Origin of the sequence: Streptomyces sp. col6 (assembly GCF_008042035.1) — a bacterium.
GTDB lineage: Bacteria > Actinomycetota > Actinomycetes > Streptomycetales > Streptomycetaceae > Streptomyces.
Genome location: NZ_RDBL01000006.1, coordinates 1,150,856 through 1,163,992, shown reverse-complemented (window position 1 = coordinate 1,163,992; position 13,137 = coordinate 1,150,856). Strand labels below are relative to the sequence as shown.

Genomic DNA, 13,137 nt, shown 5'->3' with positions numbered 1-13,137 from the left:
CGCTGGTGTCGCGCTTGGTCAGGTCTGCGGGGGCCGCGGCGGGCGCCGCCGGCCGAGGCCCCCGCTCCCGCACCGGCGGCGCCCGCCGCGGCCCCCGCAGACCTGACCAAGCGCGACACCAGCGAGGACCCCCGATGACCACGCCGTCCACGCCGCCGACGCCGCAGGCGCCGTATCAGCAGGCCGCGCCGCAGCAGGTGTACGCGCAGGCGTACCAGCAGCCGCAGGGCTTCTACACCTCGCCGATCCCGGTGCGCCCCGCGACGCTCGGTGACGCGATCGCCTCCGAGTGGACCAAGATCCGGTCCGTGCGCTCGACCATGTGGACGCTCGGCGTCATGACCGCGCTGCTGCTGGTCATCGGGGTGCTCGCGGCCGTCGCCGTCTCCGCGTCCGACTCGGACATGAACGGGACCCCGGTGCTGAGCCTCGGCTTCTTCGGGGTGCTGCTGGGCACGATCTGCGTGATCACGCTCGGCGTGATGACGATCGCCTCGGAGTACGGCACCGGCATGATCCGTACGACGCTGACGGCCTGCCCGAGCCGGGGCCGGGTGCTCGGCGCCAAGGCGCTCGTCTTCTTCCTGCTCACCTTCGTCCTCACCACGGTGATGACGTCGCTGGTCGCCCTGATCCAGTCGTCGATGCTGGACGCGGCCTCGCCCTCCGGCGGGGAGTGGCTGCGCGCCACGGTCGGCGTCAGCCTCTACGTGGCGACGCTGGGGCTGCTCGCCCTGGCGGTCGGCGCCCTGATCCGGCACTCCGCCGGGGCGATCACCATCATGATCGGCGTGGTGCTGCTGCCGCTCGTGCTGGCGCTGTTCATGTTCGCCAGCTCGCTGGAGGGACTCCGGGACGCGCTGCTGGAGTACTCGGTGCCCAACCAGCTGAGCGTCTTCTACGACAACTCGGTCTCCACGTCCGGCCCGTCCGGCTGGGAGCCGTTGTGGATCATCATCGGCGTGACCGCGGTGGCGCTGGGCGGCGCCTACCTGTCGATGAACCAGCGGGACGTCTGAGCGGGACCCCTCAGTAGCGAGGCGCGTTCCTGGACCGCTGCACCCGTGTGGTGCGGCGGTCCTTCGCGTTCCAGCACGCCTTGTGCCAGTGCCTGCGGTCGTCGACCCCGTCGTACTCGGACCAGGCCACCAGATGCGGGACGCCGGAGGGGATCTCCTGGTCGCAGCCGGGGCAGCGGTAGCGCTTGCCGGCCGCGCTCGCGCCGCTGACCGGGCGTACGGACCACTCCTCGCCTTGCCACTCCTCGCTGCGTCCGCCCCCGCCGTACCGGTCCCCCGCCTCGCTCGCACTGTCGTTGCGGCTCTCGCCGCCTCGGGGGCGGTTGCGGCGCGGGGACACGGTTCACCTCGGGGGGACGGGGCCGGCGGTTTCCTTCCAGCCTAGGGCCATTCGGGCGGGGTACTCGTCGTTCGGGGCCCCGGGCGGCGCGGGTTACCGGAAAATCGCAACAACTCCGCGCCCGACCGTGCCCTTGGCACGTGTCAGACGTTGTTGCGGGTAGGGGAGAGCCGCGTCGGCCGCAAGGAGGCAATTGGCGATGCGTGTGGGAACGTTCGTACTGGCGGCCCAGTTTCCGGGCCAGGGACCGGGGGAAGCGCTGCACCGCGCGATCCGGTCCGCCGAGGTCGCGGAGGAGTCCGGGCTCGACTCGGTCTGGCTGGCCGAACATCATTTCGTGCCGTACGGGGTGTGCCCGTCCGCCGTCACCCTGGCCGCGCAGCTGCTCGGCCGCACCCGCCGCATCCGCGTGGGCACGGCGGTGAGCGTGCTGCCCACCCAGCACCCGGTGGCGCTCGGCGAGCAGGCCGCGCTGCTCCACCTCACCAGCGGCGGCCGGTTCAGCCTCGGGGTGGGCCGGGGCGGTCCGTGGGTGGATCTGGAGGTGTTCGGCGGCGGCCTGGAGGCGTACGAGAAGGGCTTCCCGGAGTCGCTGGGGCTCCTGCTCGACTGGCTGCGCGAGCCGCGGGTGGCGGGCCGGGGCGAGCGGTACGCCTTCCGCGAGGTGGCGGTCGTCCCCCGGGCCGACGAGCTGCTCGACGGGGAGGGCGCGCAGAGCGCCGGCGGCCCCGAGGTGATCGTCGCGTGCACCTCGCGCAGGACCGTGGAGCTGGCCGCCGAGAACGGCCTGCCGATGCTGCTCGGCATGCACTGCGGGGACGAGGAGAAGGCGGAGATGGTCGCGCTCTGGCGGTCCCTCGCGCTGGCGGCCGGCCACGCGCCGGAGCGGGTGCGCGCGGTGGGGCACGTCTCGGCGGGGGTGGCCCAGATCGCCGACCGCACCGAGGACGCCGTCGAGACCCTGGTGAAGGCGATGCCCGGCTGGCTGCGCCAGGGGCTCGGCGCGCATGTGACGGTCGACGGCCGGCACCGCGTGATGCGGGACCCGGTCGGATACGCGGAACTGCTCTGCGGCCTTCATCCGGTGGGCACACCCGAGCTGGCGGCCGACCGCCTCGCGGCCACCGCCGAGCGCACGGGCATCACCCGCTTCGCGCTCCTGGTGGAGGGGTCCGGAGATCTCGTCGCCACGGAGGAGAACGTAGCGCGGCTGGGCACGGAGGTACGGCCACTCCTCGAATGACCCCCGCGCACGGACAGGACGGTGTACGGCGGTGTACGCGCAGGAGCCGCCGCCCCGGACCAGTTGCACCTCCCGCGGCCCGGAACGGCGACGGAAGCGTTCAGCAGTCCCGTAGTTCGGGCGACTGGTTGAGCAACTGGCCCCTCACCGAGGTGAACTTGGCCAGTCGGTCGTCGACCGAGGCGTCCAGCGGGAACACCGCGACGCGGTGGCAGTTCTGGAATGCGAGACGCACCCCGAAGTGCCGCTGCAGCGCGCCGCGTATCGCATCACTCGCGAGCGCACGCAGCAGCTGACCACGTGCCTGCTCGTTGGGCGGCGGCGTCTGGTTGTCGGCGAACTCCCCGCCGTCGACCTTCAGCTGAGCCACCAACGAGCTGATCATCTCCCATGCGTAGGGCAGGGAGGTCCGGACGCAGTCGACGAAGTCGGCTTCGTCGACCTCGCCTCGCTCGGCCTGTTCCAACAGCGCCGGTGAGACGTCGAGCGACATGGGTTCTCCTCTCGCGGCCCCGGCGGGATGCCGGAACCTTACGGGCAGGGAAGGAGGGCGGCGACGCAGCGTGCACACGCGGCGACCTCCTGCATCCACGGTAAGGGCGCAGTCCGGGCCGCACCAGGAGATTGGGAACACAACCGGCCAATAACGAAGGGGTTCAAAGAGGGGCAAGACAGAAAGCGTCAACTCCGGAAGGGACGGGAGTGACGGATGGGTGAATCGCGCCGGGCCCCCGACGTCGAGTAGCGTTGCCGACCATGCGTCTCGTCATCGCCCGCTGCTCCGTGGACTACGTCGGCCGGCTCACGGCCCACCTGCCCTCCGCTCCCCGCCTCATCCTGGTGAAGGCGGACGGGAGCGTGTCGATCCACGCCGACGACAGGGCGTACAAACCGCTCAACTGGATGTCGCCGCCCTGCACCCTGAAGGAGGGCAGCGGGGACGCCGAGGGCGTCTGGACCGTGGTGAACAAGGCGGGCGAAAAACTGATCATCACTATGGAGGAAATCCTCCATGACTCGTCCCATGAGCTGGGCGTCGATCCAGGGCTGATCAAGGACGGTGTGGAAGCACACCTCCAGGAATTGCTCGCGGACCGCATCGAGATCCTGGGCGAGGGCTACACGCTGATCCGCCGCGAGTACTTCACGGCCATCGGCCCGGTCGACATCCTCTGCCGCGACGCGGACGGGCAGACGGTGGCCGTCGAGCTGAAGCGCCGCGGCGACATCGACGGCGTCGAGCAGCTGACCCGCTACCTGGAACTCCTCAACCGCGACCCGCACCTGGCCCCGGTGAAGGGCATCTTCGCCGCCCAGGAGATCAAGCCGCAGGCGAGGGTCCTCGCCACGGACCGCGGCATCGGCTGCGTGGTCCTGGACTACGACGCGATGCGAGGCATCGAGGACGACAAGCTCCGCCTGTTCTGACCGTCCACTCCCCGGACGGGCTGCGCATCGCAAGCCCGTCCGGCGCGCACTTCAAGCCCGTCCGGCGTTTGAGGACGGAACCCTCACGCCGGAGCCCGGCAACCCTCCGGACGTGCCGCACGCTTCAGCCCGTCCGGCGATTGAGGACAAAACCCCCGCCCCGGGGAACCGTACGATCAAGCCGGTCCGGCGCTTGAGGACGACACCCCGTCGGCCAGGTCGGACGAGTCCGGCCCCGTGGGCGCCTCCCCCGTGTCCGACTCCGTCGGCGTCGGCGTAGGCGAGTCATCGGTCTCCGACGGCGCCGGACTGCTCGGCGCCGTCGCCGACCGCGTCGGCGCCGGCTTGGACGACGTCGGCTTCGACGGCGGCACCGACGACTTCGTCGCCCCCGGCGACGACGGCGTATCCGGAGAAGACGGCGCGTCCGACGACGAGGACGTCCCCGAGGGCGTCACCCCGCCCGGCGACGCCGACCCGCTCACCGACGGCCCCGGCGAAGCCGACGACGAACCCGACGGCGAGGCCGACGGACTCGGGTCGTCCGGCGTCGGATCGCCCGCCGTCACCTCGTCGTCGTAGATACCGCCGTCGTCCGGCGCCTCCTGCTCGGACGACGTACCGGCACCGCCCTGCGGATCACTGTTCGACGTCAGGCCGAGCGTCACCACCGTGCCGAGGACCCCGGCGAGCAGCACCCCCGCCCCGGCCGCGACGAGATTGCGCCGCGCCCCGCCGATGAGGGCCAGCGGGCCACCCCGCCGCTCCCCCTTGCCGGCCGCCGTCGGCGGCACCGGCACCGAGGCCACCACCGCCGTGTCGTCGTCGAACGCGCGCTGCATCGACACCGGTATGACGGCCGGCACCCCCAGCGGCGGCGACGCCTCGAACACGGCAGCCGTACCGCCGTCGCCCGGCACCGGACCGCCCCCGGACCGGTCCTCGACCAGGGCGAGGGCCCGTCGCCCGGCCACCGCACCGCTCTTGTCGGCGAGCGCCCCGCGCATGCTGATGGCGGTCTCCAGCTCGGCCCTGGCCCGGTCGGGATGCCCGGTGCAGAGCGCGAGAACACCCAACTCGTGGTGGAAGTACGCCTCTTCCGCGACCTCCCCGGCGAGCCGTCCGGCCTCCTGGCCGATCCGCAGGGCCCGCTCCCAGGCCCCCCAGTGCAACCCGGCCGCGAAGGCGGGCGCCGAGCTGCGGGCGAGGAGCACGGCGGCGCTGGTCCGGCCGCTCCCCTCCCCCGGCACGAGCTGGTTCATGGCGGCGATGACCGCGTCCGCCTCGGCGGCCGCCCGTGCGGGGGTGACCGAGGGGTGCCCGGTCCACCAGGCGTAGTGCTGGGCGGCCGTGCGGGCCCGGTCGACGGAGTCGTCGTCGTAACCGGCGGCCACCAGCTGGGCCAGGACCCCGGCGGCCAGCCGGTAGCGGGAGCCGGCCGGGGAGAGCAGCCCGCAGCCGGCCAGCTCGCCGAGCGCCGCGTCGGCATGGGTGTCCCCGACGAGCGCCGGCAGGTGCGCCTGGTGCGGCACCTCGCCGCCGAGCGCCACCGCGAAGCGCAGCGCGTCGCGGGCGGCGCCGCTCAGCCGGGAGGCGAGCAGGGCCGCGGGCGCCGCGCCCTCGCCGAGGCTGGGCAGCGGTACGTCCGAGTCCGCGGCGGCCGCGGGCACCGGCGCGTCGGCGGGACGGTTCTCCAGGTAGCCGTACTCGTCGTACGCGGTGGGGTCGGTGCGCAGCTCGTCGCGCTGGCGCAGCAGCGCACCGGCCTGGACGAAGCGCAGCGGCAGGCCCTCGGACTCGAACCAGAGGTCTCCGGCCCAGTTGGCCTCCTCCTCGGTGAGCTGCCGTTCGACGAACCGTTCCAGCAGTTCGAGGGAGGCGGCGCGGTCGAGGCCGGTGAGGAAGACCTCTTCGAGGGGGGAGTCGGCGCCGGGCGCGGCGACGTCGGGCGTCGCCGCGAGCAGGTAGGCGCACTCGGGGGTCGCGTCGAGCAGTTCGTCGAGGGCGGCGCCGCCGAACTCCAGGTCGTCCAGGACGACGACGGCGCCGGTGGTCCGCAGCGTCTCCAGGAGGAGGGTCCGGTCCGGGCGGTACAGGGGTGCGTCGTGGACGGCGTCGAAGAGTCCGTACAGCAGGTCGGTGACCGTGCGCTTGTGGCCGTTGAGGCGTACGACCCCGTCGGGCGCGAAGTCCGCGCAGTCGGCGGCGACGGCGTCGAGCAGGGCGGTACGGCCGGAACCCGCCGGTCCGGTGAGCCGGACGGAGCGGCCGCGGGCGAGCAGGCGGGTCAGCCGCTCGCGTTCGTCGTCGCGCCGCAGCAACGGCAACTGGGGAACGGGCGGGCCGGGCGGCACGGGGGGACCGTCAACCCGGTCGACGGCAGCGAGGTCGAGCTGTGCCCGCCCGGCCTCGCACGTCCAGATGCCGCGGTCGGCGCGCTCCTCAGGGGTGCGGCGGACGGGGGCCGCGGGCTGCCGGCCGGGCGGGCACAGCTCGACCTCGCTGCCGTCGACCGGGTTGACGGTCAGCACCAGATCACCGGCGACGAGTGTGACCACCCGGGCCTGCTGCGGTGTTTGCTGACCGAAATCCGGAGTGAGCGGGTCGCGGGAGGGCCGGCGCCGGCCGGCTTCCTCGGCGAAGCCCTTGCTGTCGTGGCCGAACTCTTCCGGCCCCCGGTGTATCGGGTCCATCGCCAAAGCCCCCAAGACGCGTCGAGCGCGGTTGTCCCTCCCGGCCTCGCACGTCCAGATGCCGCCCACGGTCCGGTGTCCGCCGGGTGGGTCCGTCAATCGGCAGACGGCCGAACCCTAAACCTTCGCACAGTATCTACGAACATCCGGGGTGGCGCGCCGCCCCACAGATCACGGTCTCGTGAGGATTGTGTGCCTTGCCGCCGTACGGTCACCGAGGGTCCGTACCGGGCCACGGCGCGTCCCGGCCCGAGCGGTCGGACGGGGCCCGGGGGCGGTCAGACGCGCGGCAGGGACTCCGCGGCGATCCCGCCCTCGATGGCCAGGATGCGGTGCAGCCGGGTGGCCACCAGAAGGCGTTGCATCTGCGGAGGCACGCCACGCAGCACGAGGCGCCGTCCGGCGCGTCCGGCCCTGCGGTGTGCGCCCATGATGACGCCGAGTCCGGTGGCGTCCCACGAATCCAGCTCGGTCAGGTCGAGCACAAGATCGCCGACGCCGTCGTCGAGGGCCGAGTGCAGGACCGTACGGGCGTCCGCCGCGCTTCGGACGTCGAGGCGGCCCCCGACGACCAGCTCGGCGTGGTCGCCCCTGATGTGCATATGCGCTCCCCTGGAATGCTCCGTGGCCCGGTCCGTCTGTCTGAAACTGTCTCTGCCCCAACTGACTGCGGCAGCGACAGGGTAGTTGCCGTCTGTAAGCGAACCGATACCGAATTCACTCCGAGGAGTGATGCGGGATGGCTGCGGACCCGGGTGGATCCACTGGTTCCGGACGGTGTTCCCCGAACGGCGCCCGGCCTGATTGACAGCGGATCAGCCGGACCGGACCGAAAATGATCAGTAGGTGTAGAAGCCCTGCCCGCTCTTGCGCCCGATGTCACCTGCATCGACCATCCGGCGCATCAGCTCCGGGGCGGCGAACTTCTCGTCCTGCGACTCGGTGTAGATGTTGCTCGTGGCGTGCAGCAGGATGTCGACCCCGGTCAGGTCCGCGGTGGCCAGCGGGCCCATCGCGTGGCCGAAACCGAGCTTGCAGGCGACATCGATGTCCTCGGCCGTCGCGACACCCGACTCGTACAGTTTGGCGGCCTCGACGACGAGCGCCGAGATCAGCCGGGTGGTGACGAAGCCGGCCACGTCACGGTTGACGACGATGCAGGTCTTGCCGACGGACTCGGCGAACTCCCGCGCGGTGGCGAGGGTTTCGTCGCTGGTCTTGTAGCCGCGTACGAGCTCGCAGAGCTGCATCATCGGGACCGGCGAGAAGAAGTGCACGCCGACGACGCGCTCCGGGCGCTCCGTCACGGCCGCGATCTTGGTGATCGGGATGGCGGAGGTGTTGGAGGCGAGCACGGCGTCGTCCCGGACGATCTTGTCGAGCGAGCGGAAGATCTCGTGCTTCACCTCCAGCTTCTCGAAGACGGCCTCGACGACGATGTCCGCGTCGGCGACGGCGTCCAGGTCGGTGGTCGTGGTGATCCGGCCGAGCGCCGCCTCGGCGTCGGCGGCGTCGAGCTTGCCCTTGGCGACGAACTTGTCGTAGGAGGCCTTGATGCCGTCGCGGCCGCGGGCCAGCGCCTCGTCGGTGACGTCGCGCAGCACCACGTCCCAGCCCGCCCGGGCGGAGACCTGCGCGATGCCGGACCCCATGAGTCCGGCTCCGATGACGGCGAGCTTCCTGGCCACGTTGGCACCCCTCTGTATGTGTCGGTGGTTCTGGTCCATGCCCTCCGGCGGAGGTTAGTACCCGGGGCGGGCGCTGGGGCTGCGAAGAGATGCGCGTCACGTCTCAAATGACGGACATCACACCGGGACGCGTCATTCGGCGGTGCGCCGGGCGTAGTTGAGCACCTTTTCGCCCAGCAGGTCCTCGATGTCGTCGAGCAGGACGAGGGCGTCCCGGGAGACCTCCGCGGGTTTGCGGCCGGCCATCATCTCGCGCCCGATGTAGGCCATGAGCGTGCTGTGGACCCAGGAGAGCTGACCGGCCACCAGGACGGGCACCGCGTCCTCGGGCCCGGCGCCGCCCACCTCCACGAGGGTGGCCTCCAGGTGCCGGCCGACGTCCTGCTGGATCTGCCACAGGCGGGCCTTGAGGCCGTCGGCGTCCTCGATGACCCGCATGAAGCGCGCGTACCCCTCCATCAGGCCGACGAGGGGCGAGACGCTCTCGACCTGGATGCGCAGCTCGCGCAGGACGGCGTCGGCCGCGGACTCACCCGCGTCGCGGCCCCGCACGTATCGCGAGAGGCGTTCGACGACGCCCTGGCCCCGGTCGAGGAACAGGTCCTCCTTGGCCGGGAAGTAGTTGTAGACGGTGTTGACCGAGACGTCGGCGGCGTGGGCGATCTCGGCGATCGTGACCGCGTCGAAGCCCCGCTCCAGGAAGAGGCCGGTGGCCACGTCCGAGAGGTGCTGCCGGGTCTGCCGCTTCTTCCGTTCCCTGAGTCCCTCAGCCATGGCCCCATCGTAGAACGTCTGGAGTCTCTGAATATTTGGAGTCATTGCATTTTTTCAGTGACTCTGTTTTCGTGGTCGCATGCCCATCATCAGTACGGCCGGGCTCGCCCGGACCTTCATGAGCAAAGCCGGCCCGGTCGAGGCCGTCCGTTCCCTCGACATGACCGTCGCGGCCGGCGAGATCCTCGGCCTGCTCGGACCCAACGGCGCGGGGAAGACGACCACCCTGCGCATGCTCACCACCCTGCTCTCCCCCACCGGCGGCGCGGCCACCGTCGCCGGCCACGACCTGGCCACCGACCCGGCGGGCGTACGCGAGCGGTGCGGTTACGTCGCCCAGTCGGGCGGGGTCGACCCGCACACCACCGTGCGGGAGGAACTGGTCACCCAGGGCCGGATGTACCGGCTCGGCAAGGCGGCGGCGGTGGCCCGCGCCGGTGAACTCGCGGAGGAACTGGGCCTGTCGGACCTGCTCGACCGCCGTACGGTCACCCTCTCCGGCGGCCAGCGCCGGCGGCTGGACATCGCGATGGGGCTCACCCACCGCCCCGCCGTCCTCTTCCTGGACGAGCCCACCACCGGCCTCGACCCCGGCAGCCGCGCCGACCTGTGGGACCTGGTGCGCCGGCTGCGCGACACGAACGGCACCACGGTCGTGCTCACCACGCACTACCTCGACGAGGCGGACGCCCTCGCCGACCGGCTCGTCGTCGTCGACGGCGGCCTGGTGGCGGCGGAGGGCACCCCGGCCGGGCTGAAGACCCGGTACGCGGGTTCACCGGACGCCACGCTCCAGGACGCCTTCCTGGCCCTCACCGGACGCGCCCCCGCCGCCGACACCGCGCCCCTCGCGGTCTGACACCTCTCGGGACACCCATGCTGCTGCACGACACCGCGCTGATCTTCGGGCGCTACGCCCGCCAGACCCTGCGCTCCAGGTTCCAGATCCTCTTCGGCATCCTGATGCCCCTGCTCTACCTGCTCTTCTTCGGACCGCTGCTCACCGAACTGCCGCTCGGCGGGGACACCGACTCCTGGCAGGTCCTGGTCCCCGGACTGCTCCTCCAGCTCGGCCTGTTCGGCGCCTCGTTCGCGGGGTTCGGCCTCATCATCGACAAGTCGACCGGGGTGGTCGAGCGGATGCGGGTGACCCCGGTCAGCCGGGCGGCGCTGCTGCTGGGCCGGGTGCTGCGGGACGCGCTGCTCTTCATGTTCCAGGCGGTCCTGCTGGTGCTCGTCGCCGTACTGATGGGACTGCGGGCGCCGCTGCCCGGGGTGCTGATCGGCTTCGCGTTCGTCGGCCTGCTGACGGTCTCGCTGGCCTCGCTCTCGTACGCGCTGGCCATGCGGGTCTCCACGCCGCAGGAGTTCGGGCCCGTCATCAACGCGCTCACCATGCCGGCCATGCTGCTGTCCGGCCTGATGCTGCCGATGACGCTCGGCCCGAAGTGGCTCGACGTGCTCTCGCACTTCACACCGTTCCGCTACCTGGTGGACGCGGTCCGGGACGCGTACGCCGGCACGTACGCGTCCGCGCACCTGCTGTACGGGGTCCTCGTCGCCCTGGGCTTCGCGGCGCTGGCCGTGACAGTGGGCACAGGTGTCTTCCGGAAGGCCGGGGCGTAACTACTCTGGCCGCATGGTCAATCTGACGCGCATCTACACCCGTACCGGCGACAAGGGCACCACCGCCCTCGGCGACATGAGCCGCACCGCCAAGACCGATCTGCGGATCTCCGCGTACGCCGACGCCAACGAGGCCAACGCGGTCATCGGCACCGCGATCGCCCTCGGGCAGCTGGACGAGGACGTCGTGAAGGTCCTCGTCCGCGTGCAGAACGACCTGTTCGACGTGGGCGCGGACCTGTCCACGCCGGTCGTCGAGGACCCGAAGTATCCGCCGCTGCGGGTGGAGCAGTCGTACGTCGACAAGCTGGAGGCCGACTGCGACCACTACCTGGAACAGGTGGAGAAGCTCCGCAGCTTCATCCTCCCGGGCGGTACGCCGGGCGCGGCGCTGCTCCACCAGGCGTGCACCGTGGTCCGGCGCGCCGAGCGGTCCACCTGGGCGGCGATGGAGGTGCACGGCGAGATCATGAACCCGCTGACGGCGACCTACCTCAACCGCCTCTCCGACCTGCTGTTCATCCTGGCCCGGGTGGCCAACAAGGAGGTCGGCGACGTGCTCTGGGTGCCGGGCGGCGAGCGCTAGGGAGTCGGGCCCGGCTCCCGTTTCGGGAACAGCGTGTAGCTCGCGGCGATCACCAGGTTGATGCCGATGACCAGCAGCATCGTGCGCTGCCAGGACCGCAGCGAGCTCACGTCGCCGTCGCCGCCCACGTACCAGACGGCCGCCTGGAGCAGCGCCAGCGCGGTCGCGGCGGCCACGGTCCAGCGGGCGGCGACCTTCCACTCGTGGACCGCCCGCGCCTTCCCGTACTTCGGCGGCTTCACCGGCGGCGGGCCACCGGCGAACCGGTGGGCGACACGGGCGTCGGCCCACTTGATGGTGGAGTGCCCGAGGCCGACCGTGAAGCCGATGTACACCGCGGCGAGCCCGTGCTTCCAGTCCGGCTCGGCGCCGTTCTTCAGGTCCACGGCGGTCACCGCGAGCAGGACGAGCTCCAGCACCGGTTCGCACAGCAGCACCGCGGCGCCCAGGCGCGGCTTGCGCGCCCCGTAACGCAGGGCGAGACCGGCGGCCAGGAGCACCCAGAAGGCGATCTCGCAGGCGACGATGAGTGTGACGATCACGGGTCCGCTCCTTTGCGCTCCCTTCCAGCCTGGCCGCCGCGCGGGCCCGGGGCGTCGGCCCAGGTGACGAAAGACGACTGCATACTTCGATGTAGTGCCGACGCTCTCCCCGCCCCGCCCGCACCGCGACGACGTGCTCATCGCGGTCCTCGGGCTGCTCGGCGGACTGGTGCTGTGGTCGCTCAACCTGTACATGCGGACCGGTGACGTCCTCGGGGACACCCGCCTCCCGCTCGTCCCGCTCGTCGTGATGGCGGCGGCGGAGCTGCTGCGCAGGACCGCGCCGCGCACCGCCCTGGCCATCGGCTCCGTCGCACTTGTCGCGGACCAGTGCACCCACGGCAACCTGGCCACCGTGGCGATGTACACCGACATCATGTACGCGGCGGTGCTGTACGGCACCCCGGCGGCGGCCCGCCGCATCCCGGTGGTCACCTTCCTGATCTCCCTGGTCGTCACCATCGGCTCGCTCGCCTGGATCCGCAGCCCCGAGGCCCTGCTCGTCGGCATCGTCACCGCCCTCGTCGTCTTCGTGCCCGCCCTCACCGGGGTCGGCGTGCGCAACCACCGGGACGCCGCCGACGCGGCCCGGCTGCGCGCCGACCAGACCGCCCTGCTCGCCGAGATGGACCGCACCCAGGCGGTGACCGCCGAGCGGGCCCGGATGGCGCGCGAGCTGCACGACCTGGTCGCCAACCACCTGTCCGCGATCGCCATCCACTCCACCGCCGCGCTCTCCCTCGGCGACCCGGAGACCTCGCGCAACGCCCTCGGGGTCATCCGCGAGAACTCCGTCGAGGGTCTGGCCGAAATGCGCCGCCTGATCGGGCTGCTGCGCACCGGGGCCGCCGACGCGGAACCCAGCAGCTCACCGTCCCTGGGTTCGCTGGACGCGCTGGTCGAGCAGCACCGCGCGGCCGCCGCGGACGGCGGGCTGACCTGCGTACTGGAGGACACCAGGGACGGCGGGGCGCCCCTGCCGGCGCCGGTCGAGCTGGCCGCGTACAGGATCGTGCAGGAGTCCCTGACGAACGCGCTCAAGCATGCGGCGCCGGGCCCGGTCACGGTGCGGCTCGGACAGGCGGGGCGGCGGCTGACGGTGGAGGTGAGCAGCGTGCTCGGGGACCGGGCCCGGCGCCGCATGCTTGAGCGCGTTCGTCAGGGACTCCTGCACGATCCTGTACGCGGCCAGCTCGAC

14 protein-coding genes are annotated in these 13,137 nt (G+C 71.9%); 7 read left to right on the top strand and 7 right to left on the bottom strand.

Translation table 11 applies throughout. The annotated features are described in order from the left end of the window. Positions 1-134: 134 nt before the first annotated feature. Positions 135-1,019 (top strand): ABC transporter permease, encoded by an 885-nt coding sequence (locus tag EAO73_RS09410; RefSeq protein ID WP_147970928.1) that lies wholly within the window; start codon positions 135-137, stop codon positions 1,017-1,019. 10 nt (positions 1,020-1,029) lie between these two features. On the opposite strand, the gene EAO73_RS09405 is transcribed toward EAO73_RS09410, so the two are convergent. Next, complete coding sequence (locus tag EAO73_RS09405) at positions 1,030-1,359, bottom strand: ATP/GTP-binding protein (RefSeq protein ID WP_147970927.1); 330 nt, start codon at positions 1,357-1,359, stop codon at positions 1,030-1,032. 199 nt (positions 1,360-1,558) lie between these two features. Between EAO73_RS09405 and EAO73_RS09400 the strand changes: the two genes are divergently transcribed. Further along, positions 1,559-2,602: an LLM class flavin-dependent oxidoreductase gene (locus tag EAO73_RS09400; RefSeq protein ID WP_147970926.1), complete on the top strand. Its 1,044-nt coding sequence runs from the start codon at positions 1,559-1,561 to the stop codon at positions 2,600-2,602. A 100-nt stretch (positions 2,603-2,702) separates the two neighbouring features. Here EAO73_RS09400 and EAO73_RS09395 read toward each other — a convergent pair whose 3' ends face one another. Next, complete coding sequence (locus EAO73_RS09395; RefSeq protein ID WP_018102614.1) at positions 2,703-3,095, bottom strand: SCO5389 family protein; 393 nt, start codon at positions 3,093-3,095, stop codon at positions 2,703-2,705. Positions 3,096-3,358: 263 nt separating this feature from the next. Here EAO73_RS09395 and nucS point away from each other — a divergent pair, with 263 nt between their 5' ends. Next, positions 3,359-4,030 carry an endonuclease NucS gene (gene nucS / locus EAO73_RS09390; RefSeq protein WP_147970925.1) on the top strand — a complete coding sequence of 224 codons (672 nt, stop codon included), beginning with the start codon at positions 3,359-3,361 and terminating at the stop codon, positions 4,028-4,030. 176 nt (positions 4,031-4,206) lie between these two features. Here nucS and EAO73_RS09385 read toward each other — a convergent pair whose 3' ends face one another. The 4 genes from EAO73_RS09385 to EAO73_RS09370 all read right to left on the bottom strand — a co-directional run bounded on the left by EAO73_RS09385 (position 4,207) and on the right by EAO73_RS09370 (position 9,185). After that, on the bottom strand, positions 4,207-6,723 hold the full coding sequence (locus EAO73_RS09385; protein ID WP_147970924.1) for an ATP-binding protein: 2,517 nt from the start codon (positions 6,721-6,723) through the stop codon (positions 4,207-4,209). A 278-nt stretch (positions 6,724-7,001) separates the two neighbouring features. After that, entirely contained in the window at positions 7,002-7,325 is a 324-nt protein-coding gene (locus EAO73_RS09380; RefSeq protein ID WP_018102617.1) for an STAS domain-containing protein, read from the bottom strand. A 237-nt stretch (positions 7,326-7,562) separates the two neighbouring features. After that, positions 7,563-8,411 (bottom strand): 3-hydroxyacyl-CoA dehydrogenase family protein, encoded by an 849-nt coding sequence (locus tag EAO73_RS09375; protein WP_147970923.1) that lies wholly within the window; start codon positions 8,409-8,411, stop codon positions 7,563-7,565. Between the two features lie 132 nt (positions 8,412-8,543). Beyond that, positions 8,544-9,185, bottom strand: a complete 642-nt coding sequence (locus tag EAO73_RS09370; protein WP_147970922.1) for a TetR/AcrR family transcriptional regulator — start codon at positions 9,183-9,185, stop codon at positions 8,544-8,546. A gap of 79 nt (positions 9,186-9,264) precedes the next feature. Between EAO73_RS09370 and EAO73_RS09365 the strand changes: the two genes are divergently transcribed. Genes EAO73_RS09365 through EAO73_RS09355 form a run of 3 tightly spaced genes read left to right on the top strand, consistent with a single transcriptional unit; the run spans position 9,265 to position 11,397 of the window. Next, entirely contained in the window at positions 9,265-10,044 is a 780-nt protein-coding gene (locus EAO73_RS09365; protein WP_147970921.1) for an ABC transporter ATP-binding protein, read from the top strand. 17 nt (positions 10,045-10,061) lie between these two features. Further along, entirely contained in the window at positions 10,062-10,811 is a 750-nt protein-coding gene (locus EAO73_RS09360; protein ID WP_147970920.1) for an ABC transporter permease, read from the top strand. Between the two features lie 13 nt (positions 10,812-10,824). Then, a complete protein-coding gene (locus tag EAO73_RS09355) occupies positions 10,825-11,397 on the top strand; it encodes a cob(I)yrinic acid a,c-diamide adenosyltransferase (RefSeq protein ID WP_147970919.1) in 573 nt (190 codons plus the stop codon). On the opposite strand, the gene EAO73_RS09350 is transcribed toward EAO73_RS09355, so the two are convergent. Next, positions 11,394-11,939, bottom strand: coding sequence for a hypothetical protein (locus EAO73_RS09350; protein WP_147970918.1), 546 nt, complete (start codon positions 11,937-11,939; stop codon positions 11,394-11,396). The genes EAO73_RS09355 and EAO73_RS09350 overlap by 4 nt on opposite strands. A gap of 94 nt (positions 11,940-12,033) precedes the next feature. Here EAO73_RS09350 and EAO73_RS09345 point away from each other — a divergent pair. Further along, positions 12,034-13,137 (top strand): sensor histidine kinase (locus EAO73_RS09345; RefSeq protein ID WP_224756219.1); only part of this gene is annotated, 1,104 nt, incomplete at its 3' end.

Coding starts and splice junctions, on each gene's coding strand:
- nucS (WP_147970925.1), top strand. CDS start 3,359: ATGCGTCTCGTCATCGCCCGCTGCTCCGTGGACTACGTCGGCCGGCTC.
- EAO73_RS09360 (WP_147970920.1), top strand. CDS start 10,062: ATGCTGCTGCACGACACCGCGCTGATCTTCGGGCGCTACGCCCGCCAG.
- EAO73_RS09400 (WP_147970926.1), top strand. CDS start 1,559: ATGCGTGTGGGAACGTTCGTACTGGCGGCCCAGTTTCCGGGCCAGGGA.
- EAO73_RS09410 (WP_147970928.1), top strand. CDS start 135: ATGACCACGCCGTCCACGCCGCCGACGCCGCAGGCGCCGTATCAGCAG.
- EAO73_RS09395 (WP_018102614.1), bottom strand. CDS start 3,095: ATGTCGCTCGACGTCTCACCGGCGCTGTTGGAACAGGCCGAGCGAGGC.
- EAO73_RS09355 (WP_147970919.1), top strand. CDS start 10,825: ATGGTCAATCTGACGCGCATCTACACCCGTACCGGCGACAAGGGCACC.
- EAO73_RS09370 (WP_147970922.1), bottom strand. CDS start 9,185: ATGGCTGAGGGACTCAGGGAACGGAAGAAGCGGCAGACCCGGCAGCAC.
- EAO73_RS09365 (WP_147970921.1), top strand. CDS start 9,265: ATGCCCATCATCAGTACGGCCGGGCTCGCCCGGACCTTCATGAGCAAA.
- EAO73_RS09380 (WP_018102617.1), bottom strand. CDS start 7,325: ATGCACATCAGGGGCGACCACGCCGAGCTGGTCGTCGGGGGCCGCCTC.
- EAO73_RS09385 (WP_147970924.1), bottom strand. CDS start 6,723: ATGGACCCGATACACCGGGGGCCGGAAGAGTTCGGCCACGACAGCAAG.